This window comes from Mangrovimonas sp. sgz306409 (genome assembly GCF_059735265.1).
The window spans coordinates 21,751-47,555 of the sequence record NZ_JCAPEU010000003.1; the positions used below are offsets into that span (position 1 = coordinate 21,751).

The 25,805-nt window shown below is 40.2% G+C and carries 23 protein-coding genes; 8 read left to right on the plus strand and 15 right to left on the minus strand.

Going from position 1 to position 25,805, the window contains the following annotated elements; translation table 11 throughout:
* Positions 1-105 precede the first annotated feature (105 nt).
* From AC6I5C_RS05980 to AC6I5C_RS05995, 4 genes are read left to right on the plus strand one after another with little or no spacing between them, the layout of a single operon-like run.
* Entirely contained in the window at positions 106-297 is a 192-nt protein-coding gene (locus AC6I5C_RS05980) for a hypothetical protein (RefSeq protein ID WP_497904372.1), read from the plus strand.
* 9 nt (positions 298-306) lie between these two features.
* Entirely contained in the window at positions 307-1,650 is a 1,344-nt protein-coding gene (locus AC6I5C_RS05985; RefSeq protein WP_497904373.1) for a histidine kinase, read from the plus strand.
* 2 nt (positions 1,651-1,652) lie between these two features.
* Positions 1,653-2,000 (plus strand): 2TM domain-containing protein, encoded by a 348-nt coding sequence (locus tag AC6I5C_RS05990; protein WP_497904374.1) that lies wholly within the window; start codon positions 1,653-1,655, stop codon positions 1,998-2,000.
* Positions 1,997-2,752 (plus strand): LytR/AlgR family response regulator transcription factor, encoded by a 756-nt coding sequence (locus AC6I5C_RS05995; RefSeq protein WP_497904375.1) that lies wholly within the window; start codon positions 1,997-1,999, stop codon positions 2,750-2,752. Before AC6I5C_RS05990 ends, AC6I5C_RS05995 begins: the two co-directional genes overlap by 4 nt.
* Before the next feature lie 9 nt (positions 2,753-2,761).
* Here AC6I5C_RS05995 and AC6I5C_RS06000 read toward each other — a convergent pair whose 3' ends face one another.
* The 5 genes from AC6I5C_RS06000 to AC6I5C_RS06020 form a co-directional block, all read right to left on the minus strand.
* Complete coding sequence (locus AC6I5C_RS06000; RefSeq protein WP_497904376.1) at positions 2,762-3,937, minus strand: LETM1-related biofilm-associated protein; 1,176 nt, start codon at positions 3,935-3,937, stop codon at positions 2,762-2,764.
* 109 nt (positions 3,938-4,046) lie between these two features.
* Positions 4,047-5,039 carry a glycoside hydrolase family 43 protein gene (locus tag AC6I5C_RS06005; protein ID WP_497904377.1) on the minus strand — a complete coding sequence of 331 codons (993 nt, stop codon included), beginning with the start codon at positions 5,037-5,039 and terminating at the stop codon, positions 4,047-4,049.
* A complete protein-coding gene (locus AC6I5C_RS06010) occupies positions 5,032-6,186 on the minus strand; it encodes an endo-1,4-beta-xylanase (RefSeq protein WP_497904378.1) in 1,155 nt (384 codons plus the stop codon). Before AC6I5C_RS06010 ends, AC6I5C_RS06005 begins: the two co-directional genes overlap by 8 nt.
* Before the next feature lie 22 nt (positions 6,187-6,208).
* Positions 6,209-7,660 (minus strand): MFS transporter, encoded by a 1,452-nt coding sequence (locus AC6I5C_RS06015; RefSeq protein ID WP_497904379.1) that lies wholly within the window; start codon positions 7,658-7,660, stop codon positions 6,209-6,211.
* Positions 7,661-7,976: 316 nt separating this feature from the next.
* A complete protein-coding gene (locus AC6I5C_RS06020; protein WP_497904380.1) occupies positions 7,977-8,585 on the minus strand; it encodes a superoxide dismutase family protein in 609 nt (202 codons plus the stop codon).
* A 198-nt stretch (positions 8,586-8,783) separates the two neighbouring features.
* Here AC6I5C_RS06020 and AC6I5C_RS06025 point away from each other — a divergent pair, with 198 nt between their 5' ends.
* Positions 8,784-9,617 (plus strand): universal stress protein, encoded by an 834-nt coding sequence (locus AC6I5C_RS06025; protein ID WP_497904381.1) that lies wholly within the window; start codon positions 8,784-8,786, stop codon positions 9,615-9,617.
* 52 nt (positions 9,618-9,669) lie between these two features.
* Here AC6I5C_RS06025 and AC6I5C_RS06030 read toward each other — a convergent pair whose 3' ends face one another.
* The 8 genes from AC6I5C_RS06030 to AC6I5C_RS06065 form a co-directional block, all read right to left on the minus strand.
* Positions 9,670-10,371 carry a sulfite exporter TauE/SafE family protein gene (locus AC6I5C_RS06030; RefSeq protein ID WP_497904382.1) on the minus strand — a complete coding sequence of 234 codons (702 nt, stop codon included), beginning with the start codon at positions 10,369-10,371 and terminating at the stop codon, positions 9,670-9,672.
* Between the two features lies 1 nt (position 10,372).
* Positions 10,373-10,816, minus strand: a complete 444-nt coding sequence (locus AC6I5C_RS06035) for a FixH family protein (protein ID WP_497904383.1) — start codon at positions 10,814-10,816, stop codon at positions 10,373-10,375.
* A gap of 17 nt (positions 10,817-10,833) precedes the next feature.
* Positions 10,834-12,258 (minus strand): cytochrome c oxidase accessory protein CcoG, encoded by a 1,425-nt coding sequence (ccoG, locus tag AC6I5C_RS06040; RefSeq protein WP_053978287.1) that lies wholly within the window; start codon positions 12,256-12,258, stop codon positions 10,834-10,836.
* Between the two features lie 8 nt (positions 12,259-12,266).
* On the minus strand, positions 12,267-13,244 hold the full coding sequence (locus AC6I5C_RS06045; RefSeq protein ID WP_497904384.1) for a cbb3-type cytochrome c oxidase N-terminal domain-containing protein: 978 nt from the start codon (positions 13,242-13,244) through the stop codon (positions 12,267-12,269).
* Between the two features lie 2 nt (positions 13,245-13,246).
* A complete protein-coding gene (locus AC6I5C_RS06050; protein ID WP_053978289.1) occupies positions 13,247-13,426 on the minus strand; it encodes a cytochrome c oxidase subunit IV in 180 nt (59 codons plus the stop codon).
* A 6-nt stretch (positions 13,427-13,432) separates the two neighbouring features.
* Entirely contained in the window at positions 13,433-15,622 is a 2,190-nt protein-coding gene (ccoN, locus tag AC6I5C_RS06055; RefSeq protein WP_497904385.1) for a cytochrome-c oxidase, cbb3-type subunit I, read from the minus strand.
* 3 nt (positions 15,623-15,625) lie between these two features.
* Positions 15,626-15,814 (minus strand): cbb3-type cytochrome oxidase assembly protein CcoS, encoded by a 189-nt coding sequence (gene ccoS, locus AC6I5C_RS06060; protein WP_053978291.1) that lies wholly within the window; start codon positions 15,812-15,814, stop codon positions 15,626-15,628.
* A gap of 63 nt (positions 15,815-15,877) precedes the next feature.
* The gene (locus AC6I5C_RS06065) at positions 15,878-18,250 is read right to left on the minus strand and encodes a heavy metal translocating P-type ATPase (protein ID WP_497904386.1); all 2,373 of its coding nucleotides are present in this window, start codon (positions 18,248-18,250) and stop codon (positions 15,878-15,880) included.
* 232 nt (positions 18,251-18,482) lie between these two features.
* Here AC6I5C_RS06065 and AC6I5C_RS06070 point away from each other — a divergent pair, with 232 nt between their 5' ends.
* Together AC6I5C_RS06070 and AC6I5C_RS06075 are read left to right on the plus strand one after the other, a co-directional pair.
* Complete coding sequence (locus AC6I5C_RS06070) at positions 18,483-19,610, plus strand: vWA domain-containing protein (protein WP_053978293.1); 1,128 nt, start codon at positions 18,483-18,485, stop codon at positions 19,608-19,610.
* 39 nt (positions 19,611-19,649) lie between these two features.
* Positions 19,650-21,116, plus strand: coding sequence for a magnesium chelatase (locus AC6I5C_RS06075; RefSeq protein ID WP_497904387.1), 1,467 nt, complete (start codon positions 19,650-19,652; stop codon positions 21,114-21,116).
* On the opposite strand, the gene AC6I5C_RS06080 is transcribed toward AC6I5C_RS06075, so the two are convergent.
* Positions 21,113-21,688, minus strand: a complete 576-nt coding sequence (locus tag AC6I5C_RS06080; protein ID WP_497904388.1) for a YdeI/OmpD-associated family protein — start codon at positions 21,686-21,688, stop codon at positions 21,113-21,115. The two genes, AC6I5C_RS06075 and AC6I5C_RS06080, sit on opposite strands and share 4 nt — an antisense overlap.
* Before the next feature lie 11 nt (positions 21,689-21,699).
* Positions 21,700-23,910 (minus strand): bifunctional alpha,alpha-trehalose-phosphate synthase (UDP-forming)/trehalose-phosphatase, encoded by a 2,211-nt coding sequence (locus tag AC6I5C_RS06085; RefSeq protein WP_497904389.1) that lies wholly within the window; start codon positions 23,908-23,910, stop codon positions 21,700-21,702.
* A gap of 92 nt (positions 23,911-24,002) precedes the next feature.
* Between AC6I5C_RS06085 and AC6I5C_RS06090 the strand changes: the two genes are divergently transcribed.
* A complete protein-coding gene (locus AC6I5C_RS06090) occupies positions 24,003-25,802 on the plus strand; it encodes a glycoside hydrolase family 15 protein (RefSeq protein ID WP_497904390.1) in 1,800 nt (599 codons plus the stop codon).
* The last annotated feature ends 3 nt before the right edge of the window (positions 25,803-25,805 follow it).

Below are 25,805 nucleotides of genomic sequence, written 5' to 3' on the forward strand. Positions count from 1 at the left end.
GGAAGGTTCACACAATTCAGCTTTTAAAAGTGACAGTTCGGTAGACTTCTTTTCAAAAACTTCTTAAAGCGCAGGATATTTGTTTTAACATTAAAACTTAGCATTATGAAGCATTTTATCTACATCATTTTGTTGCTTTTGGGAAGTATATCCCAAGCACAATCCAATTTTGAAAAAGGCATGCAAAGCGCCTTGGAACTTTTTGCTACCTTTAAACCAGAGACGCCTTTTCATCCCAATTGGGGACAGCAAAGGTTGGAACAATTGCTGGCAGAATCCTGTCAAGAAAAACACTAGCATAACATCATGAACAAGTCAATGAAATCTTTCTTTATCGCCTTTGGTATTGGCTGTGCCATATTTGTATTTGGCAATTTACTCTACGGAGGATTTACCAATAAAAGCATCACCGATTATGTCATTGACTTTGTGTTTTACCAATTGTACGCCTTTGTATTGGGGTACTCCAATATGTACTTTTTTCAATATTTGGAGCGCTTTCAATGGAAGCATTACTTCAAGCGAATTGTAGTAGGTGTATTGGGAGCCACCATCATCACTTTAATTGGTTTGTTTGTGTTAAGAGCCTTGACGGCCATGGTATTCAATGGACATTCCTTTGGAAGCTTTTTGGAACAGGAAACACTTGAAGCCTATAAATTTGGACTGTGGATTACCTTGACCGTTATTGCTATTTTTCATGTGATCTTTTTTTACAATCGGTACCAAAAGAATAAGATCAAGGAACAGCAAGTTATTGCAGGAACGGCCAGTGCCAAATTCGATGCGCTAAAAAACCAGTTGGATCCCCATTTTTTGTTCAACAGTTTGAATGTGCTGACCAGTTTGATTGAGGAAAACCCTGAGAGTGCCCAACAGTTTACCACCTCGCTTTCCAAAGTGTATCGCTATGTGTTGGAGCAAAAGAACAAAGATTTGGTAACTGTTGATGAGGAGCTGGACTTCGCCAGAACCTATATGACTTTGTTGAAGATGCGCTTTGAAGACAGTATTGTGTTTGATATTCCGGAAAGGGCTTCCAATCCAGACTATAAAGTAGTGCCGCTGTCATTGCAATTGCTCTTGGAAAATGCTGTGAAGCACAATATGGTCACAAGTTCAAAACCACTTTATATCACTATATATGAGCGTGAAGGAGCGCTTGTAGTGGAAAATAATTTACAGCCCAAACAGATAGTTAAGCGTGGTAGCGGTGTAGGGCTTGAAAACATAAAACAGCGCTACGAATTGCTTACCAATAAAACCGTTAGTATTCACCAACAGCAAGGAAAGTTCTCAGTGGCTATTCCAATGCTGTCCAAAAAAATATCCGTTATGAGACCATTATTACAACCCGCTTCACAATTTGACGACAGCTATTTGCGAGCCAGAAAACATGTAGACAACCTAAAAGGATTTTATTACAGTTTGATCTCTTACCTACTCGTAATTCCTTTTTTAATCTTTATCAACTACAAAACCTTTTGGGGCTTCCATTGGTTTTGGTTCCCACTTTTGGGATGGGGCATGGGCCTTATTTTTCAGGCCTACAATGTCTTTGTTAATGATGGCATTTTGGGCCAAAATTGGGAAAACAGGAAGATTAAGGAGTTTATGAAAGAAGAAGAAAATCAACAAAAATGGAGCTGATCATGGAACCGTATCAAAACAACGATAAGTTTCCGCCGCGTTTGGAGGACACTTATATTTATAAGGAAGAAGCTTATTTAAGAGCTAAGAAAAAAGTTGAAAAACTGGTTGGATTTTATTGGCATTTGGCGTCCTATGTCATTGTCAATTTATTCATCATCATTACCATTGCTATTTCAAGTCATGGAAATATTTGGAATTTTGGCACCTTTGCTACAGCTATTTTCTGGGGAATAGGCTTAGGCTTCCATGCCTTTGGAGTATTTGGCCCCGACCTCTTGTTTGGAAAGCATTGGGAAGAACGAAAAATAAAGGAGTTTATGGAAAAAGATCAGCAAAAATGGCAATGAACGCACTGATTATTGAGGACGAAAAACCCTCGGCAAGACGCCTGCAGCGTATGTTGGACAAAATTGGTGTGCAAGTAGATACTTTGTTGCATTCTGTGGAAGAATCTATTACTTGGTTTCAATCCAATCCACATCCGGATTTGATTTTTTTGGATATCCAGTTGAGTGATGGATTGTCCTTTGAAATCTTTGAAGCTGTATCCATTACCTCACCCATCATATTCACAACGGCCTACGATGAATATGCCCTTAGGGCTTTTAAGTTGAACAGTATTGATTACCTTCTGAAACCTATTGATGAAGCAGAGCTGAAAAAGGCAGTGGAAAAATACCAACAGCGTTTGCCCCAACAAGGTTTGATGGGTTTGGATTTTGAAGCCATCAAAAAACTGTTGGTGAATCCTATAGAACGTGATTATAAAAAGCGCTTTTCAGTGAAAGTTGGCCAACATTTAAAATTGATAACCACAGAGAGCATTGAATGTTTTTACAGTGAAAACAAAGGCACCTATGCCCATACGGCCGAAGGACGCAATTATTTATTGGATACCACCTTGGAGCAACTGGAACAGGAGTTGGACCCCAATCTGTTTTTCAGGATCAACCGAAAGTTTTTTGTCAATATCAATGCCATACAGGACATGATTAGTTATACCAATTCCAGATTGCAGATAAAGTTGGGTAGCTTTAGGGAACATGAGGTTATTGTGGCCCGAGAACGCGTTAGGGATTTTAAAGATTGGTTAGAATAATTGTTCTAATTAATCCTCATCCACTCGGTTATCATCAAAAGCCGATGGGAGCATTTTAGGAATGAATTTTATAAAAATAGGCAAGAGCAACATCCCTCCAGGCAATAAGAAAATGGCCAAACTTGGGATGGTTTTAATGATGTCCAAAAGTTGATCGGTCACCTTTTTCTGTTCTTCATCGGTAAGTGGGCGAGTGGTTGATTTGGTAAGTAGGACCATTAATTCCTTGCTTTGCTTCAATTCCTTGAGCAGGCGTTTGCTGTTACGTTTTATAAGCTTGCTGACCATTCTACTGGAATTGTCGTAAAAACTCTGCACCATGTTTTTGGAATTCAACAGAGCTATTTTATCCTTGTTGGTTTTGTAAAACAAATCGATATCTTTCACCGATTGTTGGATGACTGTGTCGGGCAATTGCAGATCCTTTCCAAAACGTTTTAAAAACTTTTGCTCTTCCGTATCAATTACTTTATCGCTCCAAAAGGCCATACAAACCACATCGGTAATGTAAAATTTGGAGAGAGGGGTTTCCATACAGGTAATGACATCTTCATAGCTTAGGGCTTCCTTGTTTTGGTAGCGTAAAGAAGCCTTGAGTAACTTAATCAAACTTCTATCATACTGCGATTTTTCAGCTTTATAATCAAATACCGTTACCACAATGGTTTCTATACAAGCTTCCATTTGCTTGATATAAGCTTCAGTAATGTTGTGGGTGCTGAGGTATTTTTGGTAGGCCAAAACATCTACAAACAACAAGGCGTTCGTAATAAAATAATTGAAGTTTTTGGTGATGATATTGTCATCGATATGCACGCGTTTGTCAATAATGCTCTCCAGTAGTTCAGATGAGGTTTTTTCACCCAATAAATCTTCAAAAAAGGAACTTTTGTAAGCAGCAATGGTATTGTAAAATCCTACTACACTATCAATAAAGTTTTGAGGTTCTTTTTGAAGGTGGTGCACATAATAAAAGGCCAATAGGAGGTTGACTTTTCCGAGCTCCTCGTGGGAGAAATCCCTATTGTAAATGCCATTGAGTACTACTTCTACATTGCTACCATAAATAAAACCACAATGTTTTAAAGACTCATAAAATTGATAGTCACCATGGTTAAGGAAGCTGTCATTTTTAGAAACTTCCTTAAGACATTTTTTTATCCAACCATTGGCAGACGGGTTCATAGGCTTTTCTGAAAAATTTAAGGTGTAAAGATACTTTTTAATCTTAAACCCGAAGTGACTTCCAAATCAAATTAGCTTATGCTGTCTTACTTTTCTGAAATGAATGGAATTATTCCATCATACCATCCAGGGTTTCTATAGTACCATCCGGTCTGTGCTGTAATTCTACCATTTTAATGCTCCTTAAATGGGTGACACCATCCGATAATTTACTGTCGTGATGGAACAAATACCATTTGTCTTCAAACTTGCAAATGCTATGGTGAGTCGTCCAACCAACCACAGGTGTTAAGATGACTCCGGCATAAGTAAATGGACCATAGGGATTGTCGCCAATAGCATAGCACAGCATGTGGGTATCTCCAGTGGAATAGGAAAAATAATAGTTTCCGTTGTGGTAGTGCATCCAAGCTGCTTCGAAAAATCGACGGTTATGGTCACCTGCTTTTAGTGGCTCACCAAATTTATCCAAGATGAGCAAATCCTTTGGCATTTCGGCAAATTCCAATAGGTCATCGGTGAGTTTGGCCACTTTAGGGCAGAGAGCAGGTTCGTGATCTTGCGGAATATGAGCAAAAGGACTTTCTGGTTCATCGGCATTGAAATGATCTGTTCTCCAACGTTGCAATTGTCCACCCCAAAGGCCTCCAAAATACATGTAGTGTTCCCCATCTTTATCTTTAAATACGGCAGGATCTATGGAAAAGCTGCCTTTGATGGCATCTGGCTGTGGGGTGAAAGGTCCCGTTGGTGAGTTGCTTACAGCCACACCAATTCTAAAAATCCCTTCACGGTCTTTGGCCGGAAAATAGAGGTAATAGGTGCCGTCCTTTTCGGCGGCATCTGGTGCCCACATTTGTTTTTCTGCCCATTGCACATCTTTTACGTGCAAAGCCACCCCATGATCTACAGCTTCACTATCCGGAGTGTCCATTGAAAATACATGGTAATCTTCCATATCGAAGTGACTTCCTAAATCGTCAAAGGCTTCACCTGCATCAATGTCGTGAGACGGATAGATGTATAGTTTTCCATTGAATACATGGGCCGAAGGATCGGCTGTGTAAATATGTTTTACGAGATGTCTGGCTATTTTATTCATGAGTCGCGTGGTTTGTGGTGTTAGCCTGTTTAATAATGTCGGTTACAATTGGTTTTGCCTTGTTGTCTCTATCGAATAACAACGGGTAATCAGTTCTTCCAGGAATTGGGAAGTCATTTTTCCAAGAATTCCCATCGTTAACGCCCCAAGTGGTTACCCTTGTAATGCTTTTGCTGTGTTTCTTCCATATATTGAACACTTTTTGGAAACGTTCCTGTTGGGCCATGGCCATAGAATCTGGCAATCCTGTTTTAAAAGGATCCATTTTCTCCATATAGGCAGCACGTTCCGAAATATCGGCAGTCATCTGTCTGTTGGGCCATTTTAAAACCGAAAGATCAAATTCGGTAATCATCACGGTGCCCAATTTTGAAAAGGCTTCAATACTTTCTTCATATACTTTCAAGTCGGGGTTGTCCATAGAAATGTGGCTTTGCATGCCTATTCCAGTCACTTTAATCCCTTTTTCCTGAATGGATTTTACCAAATTGACAGCGCCTTGGCGTTTTTCCGGATTGGAAAGATTGTAGTCGTTGTAGTAAAGTTCTGTGTTAGGATCTACTTTTTGGGCAATCCCAAACATGATTTCTACCCAATCTGGCCCGATGATGCTGTAGAATTTACTCTCTCGCATTGTACCATCTTCATTGAGGGCCTCGTTTACTACATCCCAACCTTTTACTTTGCCTTTGTAGCGGGTCATGAGGGTGGTTATATGGTCTGTCATACGGGCAATCAATTCTTCCCTAGAGACATCATTCCCTTGGTCGTCTACAAACAGCCATGGAGGTGTTTGCGAATGCCATGCCAGGGTATGCCCTGTAATGAACATGTTGTTCTTCATTCCAAAATTTACGAAGGCATCGGCATCCTCCCAAAAGTAGGTGTCCTTTTCTGGGTGAATCAGTCCCGATTTCATACAGTTTTCTGCAACAATGGCATTGAAATGGGTTTTGATTACACTATCGGTGGCCTCATCCCGTTCATGGATTTGATTCACATTAAGTGCTGTGCCAATATAAAAATCACTTTTTAAAGCTTCCTTCAAAGAAGTGACTTCTTGAGGCTTTTCAATCTTGGTATCTTTAGATTCTTTTGCCTTGCAGCCTACAATCAGAAGAGTAAGAAGAAGATATTTAAGTTTCATAATCCTTGTAATTTGAAATTGATTATCTACGTGCTTTTAGGTCGTTTTCAATTTGGGTTTCCATTTGCTTATTGATGACATAGAAAAACAAGATGGCAGCGCCTATCAAAAATGGAATGGCAGGATAAATACTCACCAACATTTTAGCTCCCTGAGCCACACTTTCGGGCTGTATGATTTCCTTACCTGCAGGCACCATATCTTTGTTAATGTAACCATATCTTCCCAAAATCCAAGTTAATAGGGCTCCGCCGATACTTATACCCGCTTTAAGGCCTACCATCATGGCGGAAAAGATGATGGCGGTAGCACGTCTATTGGTGCGCCATTCCGAGTAATCGGCTACATCCGCTATCATGGCCCAAAGAATAGGAATGGTGATGCCATAGAAAAAGCCATGGAGGATTTGCGACCAAAACATCAAGCCAACACTTTTGGGTTGAAAAAAGTAAAAGGCCATGATAAATAGGGTAGAGATGAATAGAGCGATGCCAAACACATCTCGTTTGCCATATTTGTCGGCCAGTTTTTTGGAGATGGTAATTCCTATAATCATAAAGATAATCCCACCTGCATTGAACAATCCAAAGCCTGCAGACACAGGATCGGAACCAAAGAAATTAATACCCATACTGGACATTGTATCCAAAATAGGGCTGATGTAATCGGTTAAGGCAGCTTGGTCTACATAATTATTGAAATAATACAAATACGAGCCGCCCTTCATGGCCAAAGTGATAAAAATCAAAATGGTTAAAGATAGCATGATGACCCAAGGTCGGTTTTGAAACAAATCGGATAAGTCTTCCTTCAAACTTGCTTGCTGTTCAGGTTTAGGGACAATACGTTCCTTGGTTGATGCAAAAGTGATGAGGAGCATTACTGTTCCAATAATGGCCAACCAGGTCATTACGGTTTCTATCCCGGCAGCCTTATCGCCTTCACCTACATACATGATAATGGGAAGCATGAGTACTTGTACAAAGAACTGCGCAAACATAACAGCTACAAAACGATAGGCCGACATGCTGTTGCGTTCTTTCATATCTCCGGTAATCACACCGCTCAATGCCGAATATGGCAAGTTATTGGCGGCATATAATAACAGGAGTAGGGTATAGGTTACTACGGCCCAAATAACTTTACCTTTATAAGAGAAGTCGGGAGTTGTAAAGGCCAAAAGCGCCACAACACCCAAGGGAACCGCAGTATAAAGAATCCAAGGTCTGAATTTTCCCCAGCGGGATTGAGTTCTGTCGGCCACGGCCCCAATGATAGGGTTGAAAACAAAAGCGGCCACAAGGCCAACAGTGAGCATGATTACCGAGGCATGGTTGTTGTCCAAGCCGTAAATATCGGTGTAGAAAAAGGCTAGGTAAGTAATTAAGGTTTGAAATACAAGATTGGCGGCCAAATCTCCCAAGGCGTAGCCAACCTTTTCCATTACGGAGAGCTTTTGAGAATCTGAAGTCATTCTACAAGTAGTTTAATTATGGGTTAGAAGTTAGTTTTTGTGGATTATTACTTCAGCGAATCCATCTGTTGCTGCCTTTTCAATTTTCGGCTTGTAGAAATAATCTCTTTGCAATCTACGAAAAAAATAGGGTAATTTTCATGAAAAAAGCAACCGATTGCGAAAGAATTTATGGATAATTAAATTTTCTAGTAAAACAGGCGATTTCGAGCAGTTTTTGGGAGTTTTATTGGCATAAAAAAAAGATGCCCATTCAGGACATCTTTTTTATGTTGTTGAAATTGAAAATTCACTTCTATTGGTGAACATTCTTTTCTTACTCAATAATTCCTCCACAGCTTACACGACCACCGGCGTTACCTGTAGGTTGTGTGGTGAAATCGTCTGTACCTTGATGCACAATTACGGCTTTCCCTAAAATGTCTTTGGAAGGATCTCCACAACCAATACACCATTCATCGGTACTAAAGCTAATGGTACCATGGCCTTTGGCATCGGCTGTAAAATTACCTATATCACCTTTATGGTAACCTTCAGCGCTTCCCCATTTGCCATGAGGTTGTGCTGTTGGGTTCCAGTGACCACCACTGGAAGTTCCATCTTCTGCAGAGCAGTCTGCTTTTTCATGTAAGTGGATGGCATGTTCCCCCTCACTCAATCCGTCGAATACGGCTACCATGGATACAATCCCATCAACTTCCTTAAAAAGGACATTTCCAGAAACATTGCTTTTACTTTTTGGCTCCAATCTCACCTTAATTTTTTTTGTTTCGGCAGCGTGATTATCCATTTCTGTTTTCTCCGGTGTGGTTACCGTTTCGGTACTTTCTTGCTCAGTACCTTCCATTGTTTTTTTATGATCGTTTTTACATCCCATAAAAAGGCTAACTGCCAATATAGGAACTATTAAGATTGATGCTTTCATTGTTAATTTGGTTTGAATTTTACCGAAAGTTAAGGATTATATGAAGAATACTAAAATTTATTTGAAGTCTAGGAACCACAGTTTTGATTGTAAATAAATAAGGTTTTCGATGTTAATTTCATGGTCATTGTACGTAAAAGCTGAATAAAAATCGTAATTTTATCCTTGGAAAAAACATAACCTAAACTACTTATTACAATGAAAAAAATTATCGTTCCCGTTGACTTCTCTGAATATTCTGAATATGCATTGGAGGCAGCGGCAGCCATAGCCAGAGAGCATGATAGTGAAATATTAGTAATGCACATGCTTGAAATTTCTGAGGCGGTTTTAAATACAGGAGACCTTGAGCAGGGAGAAAAGGCCGTATTTTTCTTAAAGATAGCCGAAAAGAAATTTGAAACTTTCTTGGACAAACCTTATTTGGAAGGTTTAACAGTGACCCCTGTAGTAAAGCACTTTAAAGTATTTAGTGAATTAGCAGAAGTGGCAGCAAGCCATAGTGTAGACTTAATTGTTATGGGATCTAAGGGCGCTAGTGGTTTCTCTGAAATCTTTGTAGGATCCAATACCGAGAAGGTGGTAAGACATTCTGATGTACCTGTATTGGTTGTGAAGGAAAAATTGGCCAATGTAGAATTTAACAATGCCGTGTTTGCTTGCGATTTCTCTAGTAAAACTTATGGGGTGTATAAAAAGGCCATGTCCCTTTTCAAAGCTATGAAAGTGACTCCACATATTCTTTATGTGAACTTGCCTTCAGACAGTTTTAGAAATTCTGATGAAATCGAAGAGAAGATCACCAACTTCTTGAACAAGACCGATGGTAATTTAGATCAAAAAGAAAACGTAGCTATTGTTAACGATTATACCGTTGAAGGTGGGGTATTTAATTATGCCAACAAAATCAACGCCGATTTAATTGCTGTGGCTACACATGGTAGAACTGGCTTTTTACATTTCTTTGAAGGAAGTATCTCTGAAGATATTGCCAACCATGCATCATTGCCTGTGTTGACTTTCAAGATCTAAGTTTAGATAAAAGAAAATGAAAAGGGTTGGAATCTTCCAACCCTTTTTTTGTTTAGTGGCATTCTATATGGCTACTGGCCATAGGAGTTGATGGGGCAGGAGAAAGGTAAGGGATGCCCAAACCTAAGCCTCTAAGGATAAACATTAGACCGATAATAACCACGAATACCGGAATTGCTTTTTGAATGCGTTGTTTTACTTCAGAACTGAGGAACTTTCCTAGATAAATGGCAGAGGTCATTAAAGGAACCGTGCCTAAACCAAAAAGCGCCATATACAAACTCCCCTCTAACATGTTTTGGTTGGCAATGGCCCCAAAGATGGCCATGTAAACCAATCCGCAGGGTAAAAATCCATTTAGAAAGCCGATGGTTAAAAAGGTGTCGGCAGTTCTTTTTTGTAGCGCATTGCCTAGATTTTGTTTAATTTTTGAAATGACTTTAAAAATGGGAGCCGTAAGTCGGGAGGTATTGAATTTCCCTTGGGGAAGTAAGATCGCCAAGATCATCAAAATCCCGATGGCAATGGAGAGCTGTTGTTGGATCCCAAATAGATAGAGGCTTTTTCCAATGAGTCCAAAAACAAAGCCCAGAATACTATAGGCCAAAATTCGGCCCAAGTGGTAAATAGCAATTTGCCCCACTTTTTTTGTGGTATTTGAGCGGTCTACAGGCAGCATAAAGGCAATGGGCCCGCACATGCCTACACAATGTAAACTTCCCAATAATCCCAATATAAAGGCCGTCCAGAGCATTTTAGTAAACTATTTGCTGTTTGTACAAATAAGGTGTGTTGTTATAAGTCCAGTCTATTCTTATGTCCCAACGTCCTTCCAAAAGGCGGTCATTAGGTATCAAGACCGTATGGTCCGTAAGCTCAATGGCTGTTTTATAATCCAAATGCTTGTTGGAAGGGCGGTACAATTCAATATTTCCTGCGATTTTTTGGGTTTCCAAATTTTCAGGAAAACTGATGAGCATTCCACTATCTGTTTTTTGCCAACGCAGGTTTTCTTCCAAATTTTTGGCATTGTTGAGTTTATCAATATCATGTTGGAATTCCAATTCCTGTTGGTAGTAATCTTCGGTTACTAAATGGTGGTCATTTCGATTTTTACTCATTATCACCACAAAGTAGAGTATAAAGCTCATAAAAGCTATAAAGGCAATTACGATACCTGTTCCCCAATTAAATTTCATAGCTTATAGTTTTTTGATTATTTATAACTTCTAGGGCCTAAAAAATTAACCGTTGTTGTTTCAATCAATTCATCGTTGCTGTAAACATCAATAGTCAATTTATTTTTGTCCCCTTTTAAATCTCCTTGTTTAATCTCAATAAACAATGTCCCTTCTGAAAGGTCCTGTCCAGGCACATCAAACTTATCCTTGGCCGACACCAAATTAATGGTGCCTTCATAATTTCGTAGTTTGAAACTAATGTTTTCAATGTCCTTAGACGTTTTATTTACCAATTTATAAGTGAAGACATTGCTGATGATATTGTCATCCTTATGTTCATACAATTGTCCTGGCAATCTTAAAATGGTCGCTTCTACATCGCTTCGCAATGCCAAAAGACCGATTAAGAATCCAATCAATATGGTAAGAACCGCAATATAGCCTTTCATACGAAGGGTAAGTTTGAACTTTTCCTTCTTCTCAATTTCATCTTCACTGGCATATCGAATCAATCCTTTTGGAAGGTTGATACTTTCCATGATATGGTCGCATTCATCAATACAGGCAGTACAGTTTACGCATTCCAACTGTGTCCCGTTTCTAATGTCTATACCGGTAGGACATACATGCACACATTGCAAACAATCGATACAATCGCCATGTCCAAGGGCTTGACGGTCTTCATTTTTTCTGAATTTTTTTCTTCCGTTTTCGCCTTCACCACGTTTATCGTCGTAAGCCACTACAATGGATTTGGTATCCAAAAGTACACCTTGTAACCTTCCATAAGGACAGGCAATGATGCATACTTGTTCCCTGAACCAAGCAAATATAAAATAGAATACTCCTGTAAAAATGAGCAATGGAAACAAGGTGCCCAAATGCTCGAAAGGACCGTCCATAATATTGGAAAGAAGCTTATCGCCACCAATAAGATAGGCCAAAAACACGTTGGCAATTAGGAAGGAAATCAATAAAAAGATGCTCCATTTTAAAGCACGCTTTCTAATTTTTTCGGCATTCCAAGGTTGTCTGTCCAAGCGCATTTGTTTACCGCGATCACCATCAATCCAATATTCAATACGGCGGAAGACCATTTCCATAAAGATGGTCTGTGGACAGATCCACCCGCAAAAGATACGTCCGAAACCTACCGTGAACAAGGTGATGAACAAAATGCCAATCACCATGGCTATTACAAACAAATAGAAATCCTGTGGCCAAAATGGGAACGAGAAAATGTTGAAGCGCCTTTCCAGCACATTGAACAGTAAAAACTGGTTGCCATTAATTTTAATAAAGGGTGCCAAGAATAGAAACGCCAACAAAGCATAGCTTACCAATTTACGTTTGTCGTAATAAGGTCCACTTGGTTTTTTAGGGTATACCCAAGCGCGTTTCCCTTCCTTAGTGACAGTGCCAATAGAATCTCTAAATGTTTCTTGTTCCGGAGTATCCATAATTTAGGTTATTGCACTGAGGCAGTGGCAGTAGAATCTACTACTGTTTCTGCTTCAGGTTCGTTTGGGGTAGCAGGGGCTTCAGGAGTTTCTGTAGGAGCGGTTTGTCCTTCCGGAGCCCATAAATCACCTTGTGGTTCTTTAGGTTCGGCAGGCGTGGTGCCTTGGAATTGCAACACATAGCTGGCTACTTGTGCAATTTGCGAAGGTTTTAAACTTTGCTTCCAGGCAATCATCCCTTTTCCGTTACGACCACCTTCCGAAATGGTATGGAATACATTCTTGATTCCCCCACCCAAAATCCAATAATTATCGGTTAGGTTAGGACCAATTCCACCACCACCATCGGCTTTGTGACAAGCCACACAGTTGGCGTCGAAAATAGCTTTTCCTGCACTAAGATCTTTTGTATCGGTCAGCACTTCAACGGTATTGGCATCCACCAAATCCTTGGCTGTTTTTTTGTACTCTTCAATGGCAGCCTTAGCTTCGGCGTATTCTGTTTTTAGTTCGTCATATTGTCCGTCGGCATTGAATACTTCATATTTAAATAAGTATACGAAGGCAAAAATAATGGTTGCATAAAACCCATATAGCCACCATGGTGGAAGGTCGTTGTCAAGTTCTTGAATGCCATCGTAGTTGTGGTCCAAAATGATTTCGTGCTCCAATTCAATAGGTTTGGAGCCCAAAAGTTTTAGGTAGGTGCGCTTGATCCAAGCAACAAATTTAGGGTCTTTGGCTTGGGCTTCATCATAACGCTTTTTACCTTCTTCGTCCAAACTTTGGTAAAGGATATTGTCCATAGAACTTACAATCCCTTCAATACCTATGAGCAACAAAAGCACAAATATGACAAATAGCAATAATGCTGGCTGTTCTAAAATGGCTGGCTTGCCATGGGAGTCTATATTATATTCTATGAGTCCTACTATAAAAAAGAAGATGACAGGTACTCGTATCCAGGATGGAATTAATTTTCTCATGATTAATCGATATTTTGGTTGTCTAATGGAAGGTTGCTCATTCTAGAGATGTACTCTTTTTTGGCGGTAAATACCCACCAAAAAAGAAGTACAAAAAAGATGAAAAATATCAGTAGTGAAATGATGGGGTAGATTTCTATCCCTTCAATACTGTCCATATGATGTTTTATAAATTTTAACATAAGGCCTTAGTTTGAACTAGATGAAACATCCTGTTTTACTTTAATATCTGTACCTAAACGCTGTAGGTAGGCAATAAGGGCCACAATTTCACGATTGCGCATTTCAACGAAATCAGCACCTCCAGATTTTTTGTCGGCTTCATAGGTTTCAGCGAAGTCTGGATCGGAATACAGGTTCTTCTCAATTTGAGTTCCTTGCTCCAACATTTGTTGTTGGGCATTGGCAATATCCTCATCGGTATAAGGCACTCCCAATTTCACCATGGTGCGCATTTTTGCTTCTGTTTGCGACTTGTCCAATTCATCTTTAATCAACCAAGGGTATCTTGGCATGATAGATCCTGATGAAGTACTTTGTGGATCGTACATGTGGTTTAAGTGCCAGTTGTCGGAATACTTTTGACCCAAACGGTGTAAGTCTGGCCCGGTACGTTTACTTCCCCATAAGAATGGGTGGTCGTAGACAAATTCCCCTGCTTTAGAGTATTCACCATAACGTTCTACCTCACTTCTAAACGGACGTACCATTTGGGAGTGACAGCTCACACAACCTTCACGGATGTAAATATCGCGACCTTCCAATTCCAAAGGCGTATAAGGTTGGATACTGCTAATAGTTGGAATATTGGATTTTACCATAATTGTTGGTACAATCTGCACAATACCCCCAATAAGGATAGCAATCGTCGCGTAGATAGTCAATTTAACCGGTTTACGCTCTAACCAAGTATGGTAGCCTTCACCGGCAACACGGTGCTTAGCGACTGGTTGAAGTGCTGGAGCTTCTGCCAATTCATCGGTAACGGATGCATTAGAAGTTCTGATGGTTGCAATAATGTTGTATACCAAAATCAAGATACCGATTACATACATGGTTCCTCCAATGGCACGCATTAAGTACATTGGCATGATTTCGGTTACAGTTTCCAAGAAGTTACCATATACCAGGGTACCGTCTGGGTTGAATTGTTTCCACATACTGGCTTGGGTAAATCCAGCCACATACATTGGAAGGGCGTACATGATGATCCCTAAAGTACCTATCCAAAAGTGTAAGTTGGCCAATCCAACAGAATATAATTTGGTTTTGTACAAACGCGGTATCAACCAGTAAATCATTCCGTAGGCCATAAATCCGTTCCAAGCTAAGGCTCCTACGTGTACGTGGGCAATGATCCAGTCTGTAAAGTGGGCCACCGCATTTACACTTTTTAAAGAAAGGGTAGGCCCTTCAAAAGTAGCCATACCATAACCAGTAATAGCCACTACCATAAATTTCAATACCGGGTCAACACGTACCTTATCCCAAGCACCTCTCAAAGTAAGAAGTCCGTTGATCATCCCTCCCCAAGATGGCATGATAAGCATTACCGAAAAGGCAACTCCTAGGTTTTGCGCCCATTCAGGAAGCGCCGTGTATAACAAGTGATGAGGTCCGGCCCAGATATAAATGAAAATCAGGGACCAGAAGTGGATGATGGATAAACGATAAGAGTAAATTGGTCTATCGGCAGCTTTTGGAACAAAATAATACATCAATCCCAAAAACGGCGTGGTCAAGAAGAATGCTACCGCATTGTGGCCATACCACCACTGCACCAAAGCATCCTGTACTCCGGCGTAAACCGAGTAACTTTTCAGTCCGCTTACAGGTAGTTCCAAACTGTTAAAGATATGCAGAACCGCAACCGTTACAAAAGTGGCCAAGTAGAACCAAATGGCTACATACATATGACGTTGTCTACGTTTTAAAATGGTGCCGATAAGGTTCCATCCAAAAACCACCCAAACTACGGCAATGGCAATATCTATAGGCCATTCCAATTCGGCGTATTCTTTAGAAGTCGTGAAACCTAAAGGCAGAGAGAGCGCAGCGGAAACAATAATTAACTGCCAGCCCCAAAAGTTGATGTTACTTAGTGTATCACTAAACATTCTAGCTTTAAGAAGTCGTTGGGAGGAGTAGTAGACCCCAGCGAAAATGGCGTTTCCAACAAAGGCAAAAATAACGGCATTGGTATGCAACGGACGCAAACGCCCGAAGCTCAGCCAAGGAATGCCCTCGGTTAGGTTTGGGAAAATAAACATAAATGCTAGCAGGAGCCCTACGAGCATTCCAACAACACCCCAAAGCATGGTTGCTGTGAGGAATTTCTTGACGATTTTATTGTCGTAATAAAATTGTTCTACTTCCATAATTTAATTGGTCTTTTTGTGTTTAACTGAAGGTTTTTGTACATCTTTTACAAGCTCGTCTTCAAAGAGCATGCGTATGGAGGGTGTATAGCTATCGTCGTACTGTCCTTTTCTTACAGCCATAACAAAGGCGAAGAAAAACACCACGGCAACCACAATGCTGATACTTAGTAATAGGTATAAAACACTCATAATGTGTTGAATTGATACTTAAATTTAGGGTTTAATTTGCTTAGTTTCATAGTCCAGTAATTTTTAATTTAGTTTTTTGCCCAACATATTGGTAGCAATGGTGGTGAATACCACGATGCTAATAGAACTCAAGGGCATTAAGATGGCTGCGATAACTGGTGATAATTGACCGGTTACGGCGAAAAAGAGTCCTATAAGATTGTATACCAGCGATAGCATAAAGCTCCACTTGATGATTTGGATGGCTTTTTTGGAGGTTTGAATGTATTGGTACAAATAATTGAATTTTGAAGCGTCCAAAATGGCGTCGCAAGCAGGGGAAAATACATTCACATTTTCTGAAATGGCAATCCCTACATTACTTTGGGCCAAAGCTCCAGCATCGTTCAAACCATCTCCAACCATCATTATTTTGGCACCTTCGCTTTGGTGGTGTTTGATGTATTCCAGTTTGTCGTCTGGTTTTTGGTTGAAGATCAATTTTGTTTTGGCGGGCAATAACTTTTTAAGATTATCACTTTCACCATCGTTATCTCCCGAAAGAATTACTAAATCGTTTTCTTTTTTTAACAGATTAAAAAGTTGCGTTAGCCCTTTTCGATAGTTGTTGTAAAAGGTGTATTTACCTTTATATACGTTGTTTGTACTAATGTGTACACTCGTTTCCAAAACAGACGAGGTTTCAATTTTTCCAACAAAATTTGCCGAACCTATTTTAATAAGGTCACTGTTAAATCTACCTTCAATACCTTGTCCTGGGTGCTCTTCAAAATGGCCCAAAGGCAAAATATCATGTTCCTTTAGCAGTTGGTACAGATTACGACTTAAGGGGTGGTTGGAATTACGAACGGTACTTTTTAAAAGTTCTTCCTCTTGATTCGTCAAGGGCATACCATCATACACCGCTTGAGTCTGTTTGTTGGAGGTAATGGTGCCAGTTTTGTCAAAAATAATCAGGTTGATGTCAGCCAATTGCTCAATCACCGATGCATTTTTGAGATAGAATTTATGTTTGCCAAAAATTCGTAAAATATTGCCTAAGGTAAATGGCGCAGCCAAGGCAATGGCACAAGGACAGGCAATGATGAGTACTGCCGTAAAAACATTCATGGCTTTGCTAGGGTTGACGACTAACCAAATCACGGTAGCAATAAGGGCAATGCTTAATACGGCAATGGTAAAGTGTTTACTTATGGTATTGGTCAATGTGGTAAAGCGGTGCTCTTTATCCTGTTGAAACACCTCATTGCTCCACAATTGTGTAAGGTAACTTTGTTCTACTGGTTTTACGGCTTCCATTTCTATCACACCAGAAGTCTGCTTACCTCCGGCAAAAAGCTTATCACCCGAAACCTTTTTTACTTTTTTGGATTCTCCCGTCACGAAACTGTAGTCGATGGCGGCATCACCTTTCAATAAAATCCCATCTACAGGGATCAACTCTTCATTTCTTATGAGCAAACGGTCTCCTTTTTTGATGTCGTAAACCTGAATATTGCTTTCTTGGCCGTTTTCCAATTTGGTAACGGCAATAGGGAAGTACGATTTGTAGTCGCGCTCAAACGACAGGAAGGAATAGGTTTTCTGTTGAAAGAACTTCCCAACCAATAAAAAGAACACTAAACCGGTAAGGCTGTCGAAAAAGCCGCTGCCCAAATCGAAGATAATTTCAATGGTACTTCTTATAAATAGGACGGCAATTCCTAGGGCAATTGGCACATCAATGTTCAATAATTTTGAGCGCAGCCCTTTGTAGGCAGACACAAAATAGTCTTGTGCTGCATAGAATACCACGGGAAGGGAAAAGGCAAACATCAACCACCTAAAGACTACTTTGTACTGTTCCAACCAATATTCCCCAACTTCAAAATATTCAGGGAATGACAGGAACATGACGTTTCCAAAGGCAAAACCAGCAATTCCCAATTTGTAAATTAAGGAGCGGTCAATCTGCTTTTTATTGTTTTTAAAATCGTCCAGACTTATATAGGGTTCATAACCAATACTGCTTAATAGCAATACCAATTCCTTTAGGGAGCAGGCGTCACTATTATAGGTTACGGTCACGGTCTTTTTTCCAAAATTAACTTGGGAACTGCTTATGTTACGGTTGAGCTTGTTGAGGTTTTCCAGAATCCAGATACAGGAACTACAATGCACATGCGGAATATACAGAGTTGTAATCTGTACATTACCATCATTAAAATCGGTAAGCTCATCAATAATGGATGCTTCTGAAAGAAAGTCGTATTTGTGCTGTTGGATTTTTGGAGTTGCTCCCGGAGACGACTGGAAATCGTAGTAACAGGTTAGTCCATTATCCGAAAAAATCTCATAAACGGTCTTACACCCATTGCAACAGAATACTTTTTCGTCCAAAGTAATCGTGTTGGAATTGCAATAATCGCCACAATGATAGCAGGTTAGACCCTCCATGAATTTTTGTTTAATCTGTTAAACAAAGGTTAAAAGATAAGAAAAAATATAATATGATAATTATCAGCTTTGATCCTGAAGCACTGGTGATTAGTGCTAATTTATTGTTTGTCAGTGTATTATGAGGTGTTTTTTTGAAAAGGAGCCGTGGAGTGGCTCTTTGGGAGGTGTTTTGGGATGCACTGCGATAACATTCGGATGGCGTTCCAAAAAATTGTAATTTTATAGGGCTATGAAAACAAAGGGTTATTTTTTTAAGGGATTTGTCTTTAGAAATTATGAGGCACCGGAGCAATCTATTTTTGATAAGCTCCTGGATATCTTTATGGAATTGATCACCCATACTTCGGGCGATTTTGATGAAGCTATTGATTGGTTACGGGAATTGGATAAGGAATACAATCTCACGACAGAAGATTATTCCATAGACGATTTTATTGAAGACCTTAAAAAGAAAGGCTATATCCGCGAAGAATTGCGTCCTGATGGAGAAGGAGGCTTGGGGATTACCTCCAAAACAGAACGTGCGATTAGAAGGGCGGCCTTGGACCAAATTTTTGGAAAGATCAAACGCAGTGGCCAAGGGAACCATAGGAGTAAAAGCCCAGGGATTGGCGATGAGCATACTGGCGACTATAGAGAGTACCAATTTGGGGATGCTTTGGATCGAGTGTCCATGACCGAAAGTTTAAAGAATGCCCAAATCAATCATGGCCTTGGAAATTTCAGGTTGTCTGAGGACGATTTGGTAGTGGAGGAGACCCTTCACAAGTCCCAAATGAGTACGGTTTTGATGATTGATATTAGCCATAGCATGATTTTATATGGAGAGGACCGCATTACTCCAGCCAAAAAAGTGGCCATGGCCTTAGCAGAATTGATCACTACCCGTTATCCAAAGGATACCTTGGATATTTTGGTGTTTGGTAACGATGCGTGGCAAATTCAAATTAAGGACTTGCCCTATCTACAGGTTGGTCCATACCATACCAATACCGTGGCCGGGTTGCAATTGGCCATGGATTTACTAAGGCGTAAGCGCAACACCAATAAGCAAATCTTTATGATCACCGATGGAAAACCTAGTTGTTTGCGTTTGCCCAATGGCGAATATTATAAAAACAGTTATGGCTTGGACGATTTTATAGTCAATAAGTGCTATGCCATGGCACAGCAGGCAAGACGGCTTCATATTCCAATCACTACTTTTATGATTGCCCAAGATGCTTATTTAATGCAATTTGTTCGTGAGTTTACCTACGCCAACCAAGGAAAGGCCTTTTATACAGGACTGAAAGGATTGGGCGAAATGATTTTTGAAGATTACGAAACCAATAGAAAAAAACGCATCAAAGGGTAACAGTCCCCTTTAGATAAACCAAAACTAGAAATCAAACCTATGAATATATCAGCCATTACCACTTTAGGAGCTTTAAAAAAGGCAGGGTATAAATACCAGTCGATTAAAGATGAGTTGCGGAATAATCTAATAGAAAAGCTTAAAGAGGAGGAGGAAACTTTTGAAGGCGTCCACGGATATGAGCATACGGTAATACCTGAATTGGAGCGTGCCGTTTTATCCCGACATAACATTAATTTATTAGGATTACGAGGACAGGCCAAAACAAGATTGGCGCGGCTGATGGTAAATTTGTTGGATGAATATATTCCTGTAGTGGAAGGTTCCGAAATCAATGACGATCCCCAAAGGCCTTTGTCTAGATATGCTACAGAATTAATCAAGGAGAAAGGCGATGATACGCCTATTGTATGGTTGCATCGCAGTGAACGCTTTGCCGAAAAATTGGCAACGCCAGATGTTACGGTTGCCGATATTATTGGTGATGTAGATCCTATAAAGGCGGCCAATCTTAAATTGAGTTATGCCGATGATCGTGTAATTCATTACGGGATGATTCCTAGGGCCAATCGGTGTATTTTTGTGATTAATGAATTACCTGATCTGCAGGCCAGAATACAGGTGGCGCTGTTCAATATTTTGCAGGAAGGCGATATTCAGATTCGTGGATTTAAATTGCGCTTGCCTTTGGATATTCAATTTGTGTTCACGGCAAATCCAGAGGATTACACCAATAGGGGTAGCATCGTAACACCGCTTAAAGACCGTATTGGTTCCCAGATTTTAACCCATTATCCCCAAGATTTGGAAACCGCAAAACTCATTACCCAACAGGAAGCCAAATTGGATATAAGACAAACTGAAAACATTATAGTGCCTGAATTGGCAAAGGACTTGCTCGAGCAAGTGGCTTTTGAAGCACGCGAAAGTGAGTTTATAGATGCCAAAAGTGGCGTGAGTGCCAGATTGGGAATTACCGCCTATGAAAATTTATTGAGTACCGCCGAACGCCGGGCCTTGCAATGCGAAGATGAAAATACTACCGTACGTGTGGGAGATTTTATGGGAATCATCCCGTCGATTACGGGGAAGGTGGAATTGGTGTATGAAGGAGAGCAGGAAGGAGCTTCAGTAGTGGCCTACAATTTAATAGGGGATGCTGTAAAAACTTTGTTTGTGGAACTGTTCCCTAAAATTGAAAAACTGAAAAAAGAAGGCGATGCCACGCCTTATGATGATATTGTGTCTTGGTTTTTTAATCAAAAGGAAGGTTTTGAATTATTGGACGATGTGCCGGATAGGGATTATCAACAGCTATTGGATAGCATCACTCCCTTGGACGCTTTGTTGGAAGAATATGCTCCAGATATCACGGCATCCGATACGTATTTTATAAAAGAGTTTGTACTATGGGCTTTGGTTGAATTTAAACAATTGAGCAAATACCGTTTCACCGAAGGCATACAATTTAAAGATCCTTATGGTAGTTTTTTCGGAGGTATTTAATAGCCTCCACGACTTTTAATATTGTCACCACACAGTTGTACGATTTCTGAAATACGTTTGGCCCTAGTGGCTTCACGTTTGGCTTGGTTCAACCAATACAAATAGCTTTTTCTATAGGAAGGTGCAAAGCTTTGGTAATTCTTAAAAGCCTTGGGATGTTGGTTGAAAGCTTCTTGAAGATCTTCAGGAATGATGCCATTCTCAACATCGTCCAAACTTGTCCAACTGCCATTTTCCTTGGCAATTGCTATTGTTTTTAGACCACTTTCATGCATAAGGTCGGCTTTCAAAAGCTCTTCGATGTAGCGTTTGTTCACGGCACTCCATACACTTTTAGGATTTCTTGGGGTGAAGTATTGTCGTCGTTTACCATCTCCTAAACTTTTTACCGTGGAATCAATCCAACCAAAACAAATGGCCACTTTCACAGCTTCTTCCCAACGCATACTATCATTGTCATGTCCTACCTTATAAAAAATAAGGTAAACACCCTTGTATTGGGAGTGGTTGCCCAAGAGCCATTCCCGCCATTCTTCATGCGTTTTAAAATAGAGTTCCGGAATATGAGACATGTGCAAAGGACCTAATTGGCTATAAACTTTTCTAGCAATGTCCTTACCTCGTCGGTATCCTTGATGTAGTATTTGGCTTTGGTGGTTTTGGAAGCTACTTTCACAGTATATGCCGATTTTGGCAATTCCTCAAACATATATTCATCGGTCCAGTCATCTCCAATGGCAAAAACAAAGTCGTAGGTGTCTTCTGGAATCAATCGTAAGCAAGCACGCCCTTTATTAACATTACTGCTTTTTATTTCGATGACTTTGTTTCCAGAAAGTACGCTGAGGTTGTCGTTGGAAATCAATCCTGTAAGGACGGTGTTCAATTCCATAGTACGAATTTGTGCCAATTCAGGATCGGCTTTTCGGTAGTGCCATGCCAAAGAGTATTGTTTGGTTTCAATAAAGGTTCCCGGGGTGCGGTCTACAAAGGTTTCCAAGATTGGCCTTACGTTTTCCATCCAATCATTTTTCAGGTGTTCCAAGGCTTCCCAGTTTTTATCGGGACGTTTGAGCCAAACTCCGTGGTCTGTAATAAGATTGTAATTTTTATTTCCAAACCATTCGTTAAAAGTGTCCTGATCCCTTCCGCTAATGATGACCAAATCTGTATTTTTTTGTTGACTTAACTTGTCCAAAAGGGCATAGAGCTGCTCATCTGGACTGGCATCTTTTGGATTGTCCTTAAAGCCAACCAAGGTGCCATCATAATCCAAGAACAGGAGTCTCTTTTTAGCTTTTTTATAATCGGCAAACATCTCTTTTTGTAGGTTGTCATCTAGGCGCTGTGCCACGGCAACAGATTCGGTTACTTTGGTTGCATTAAGAGACTTCATAAATTCATCGGCCCACTTTTCTACGGTGTAGCGTTTGAGTCGTTTTTGAAGAATTTTGGTGCGTTTGTGCTGTTCTTCCAAAGGCATTTCCAAAGCCTGTTTTAAGGTGTTGGCGATGTCCTCGAAGTTATTGGGGTTGATGAGCAGTGCCTCATTCATTTCTTTGGAAGCTCCTGCCATTTCACTTAAAATCAACACGCCATCTTCATTCACTCTTGTGGCGATATATTCCTTAGCTACTAAATTCATCCCGTCACGGAGTGGGGTAATAATGGCCACATCGGAAGACGTGTATAGATCGATTAGATTTTCAAAAGGCATGGCTCTGTAAAAGTACCAAATTGGCGTCCAGCTTACCGTAGAAAACTCACCATTGATACGCCCTACCAACTCATCGGTTTCCCGCTTTAAGCGTTGGTATTGTGGGACATTGGATCGGGAGGGAACGGCCAACATGATCAACCGTACTTTTTCCTTGAATTCAGGGTATTTGTTTAGGAAATATTCAAAGGCACGTAATCTGTTTGGAATTCCTTTGGTATAGTCCAATCGGTCTATAGACAGAATCATTTTTGCGTCAGGGGATTGTTCGATATGGTCATCCAATCGGCGTTGCAATTCCGATTTTTCGTTGGGTCCCATTTGGTTGTGCCTAAGGGCTGCGTCGTGAAACTTGGCATAGTCAATTCCCATTGGGAAGGAGTCTACCTTCACCGTACGATCGCCGTAGGTAATTTTATTGAATTTCACATCCAAACGTAAAATACGTTTTACCGAACTTAAAAAGTGGCGTTCATAGTCATACGTGTGAAAGCCTAGTAAATCGGCTCCCAACATACCTTTTAAAAGTTCTTCACGCCAAGGGAAGGTTCTGAAGATTTCATAGGAAGGATAGGGGATGTGCAAAAAGAACCCAATGGTAGTATTGGGTTTTTTGTCCCTGATCAGTTCAGGCAACAGTAACAATTGATAATCGTGTACCCAAACCGTATCGCCATCTTCAAGGTTCTCCACAACCACATCGGCAAATTTTTGGTTCACTTCGGTGTAGGAGTCCCATTGGTCTTTTTCAAATTCGGTGTATTCCATGAAGTAGTGGAAAAGAGGCCAAAGGGTTTTGTTACTGAATCCATAATAAAAATTCTCAACATCTTCTTCGTTTAGCGGAACGGCCACACATTTTTCTTTCTTAATGGCTTTATCGACTTCTTTTGAAAGGTTCTCGTCCAATTCCTCTTCGGTCAATCCAGACCATCCTATCCAAATGCCATTGCCATCTGCATGAACCGATTTCATTCCTGTGGCAAGTCCTCCTACGCTCGGGACAATGTTCAGGGAATTCTGTTCTATTTTAACCTGCAATGGTAGTCTGTTGGATACGATGATGGTTTTACTCATGAATTTTGATTTATAAAATTGTTTATACTGTGAATTTTGTTAATTTAATGAAAAATTGAACGTTTTCCATATCAAAAAAGAAAAAAGAATTAATGAACAACTTAGACTACGGTATCATAGGGAACTGCAGAAGCGCTGCATTGGTCTCTAAAACAGGAGCTATAGAATGGTGTTGCCTTCCGGAATTCGATTCCTCTTCAGTATTCGCGAAATTATTGGATGAAAATATTGGGGGAAGTTTTGAGATTTTGGTGGATGAATCCTATACAATTACCCAAAAATATATTGAGAATACTACAATTTTGGTAACCACCTTTAGTAGTGGCAATGATGTATTTGAAGTGCATGATTTTATGCCACGTTATTACAAGGCTCATGGAGGCTATCAGTCGCCACCGGAGATCATTAGGTACATTCAATATATTTCGGGGAAACCAACGTTTAGAGTGCTGTACAACCCCAAACTGGAATATGCGAAAGGGGTAACCGAAATGTACATTAAGGAACATTTTATAGTGAGTTTAACTTATGGAGATAAATTTGACACCCTGTTTTTATATTCCAATTTTGATAAGGAAAAGATCGTCAATGGAGAGCCAATAGAGCTTACAGAAGATGGCTATTTTTTGGTGGGCTATAATGAAAAGGTATTTGAAACTACTGTAGAGAGTATGTATTTGGAACATCAGCGCACCAAAGTATATTGGTTGAATTGGATGGACCGGACTCCAAAATACAAACGTTACCAAAAGGAAATTGCTAGAAGTGCCTTAACCTTGAAATTGCTGACCTATGACAAAACGGGGGCTGTATTGGCGGCTGCTACCACGTCTTTACCAGAAACTATAGGTGAAGTCCGTAATTGGGATTATAGGTTCTGTTGGATTAGGGATGCTTCTATGGTGATTAAAGTGGTATCCAAATTAGGGCATAAAAATATTGCCAAGCGGTATTTAAAGTTCATTATGGATTTGATTCCAGATAAGGATGAGAAGCTCCAGATCATGTACGGAATCAATAAAGAGAAAATGCTCACCGAAGTTACTTTGGGGCATTTAAGCGGATATAAAAATTCCACTCCGGTACGTGTGGGTAATGCCGCTTATAAGCAGAAGCAGAATGACATTTACGGGATCTTGATGGACGTGATTCACCAACAGTTTGTCAATTTTTCTATGGATATAGAGCATACCGAGGAGATTTGGACCATTACCAAAGGAATTGTTTGGGTAGTGAATCGTCACTGGAAAGAAGCCGATAAAGGGATTTGGGAATTTAGGGCAGAAGACAGGCATTTTACTTTTTCAAAAGTGCTGTGTTGGGTGGCCGTAGACAAGGCCATCAAGGTAGCTGAGTTATTGAACAAACAGAACAAAGTCACCAAATGGAAAAAGATAGCCTCCGAAATTAAACAGGACATTATGGATAAGGCTTGGAGTGAGAAAGCCAAGGCTTTTACACAGTCTTACGGTTCTCACGATCTAGATGCGTCCGTGTTGTTGATGGAGCCTTATGGTTTTATTGACGCAAGGGACCCGAAATACATCAGTACGGTAAATGCTATTGAGCGCGATTTGAGTAATGATGGGTTGCTGTATCGCTATAAAAACATGGACGATTTTGGCTTACCATCGTCCTCTTTTACCATTTGTACGTTTTGGTTTATCAATAGCTTGTACAAAATAGGAGAGGTGCAAAAAGCAAAACAATGGTTTGATAGATTATTGTCCTATAGTAATCATTTAGGATTGTTCAGTGAGGATATCGATTTTAAAACCAAACGTTTGTTGGGTAATTTTCCTCAGGCCTATTCGCATTTAGCCTTGATAGAAACCGCCATCAACTTGTCCAATGTCACCGATGATGAGCGCGTATTGGACAAGATGCGTTAAGCC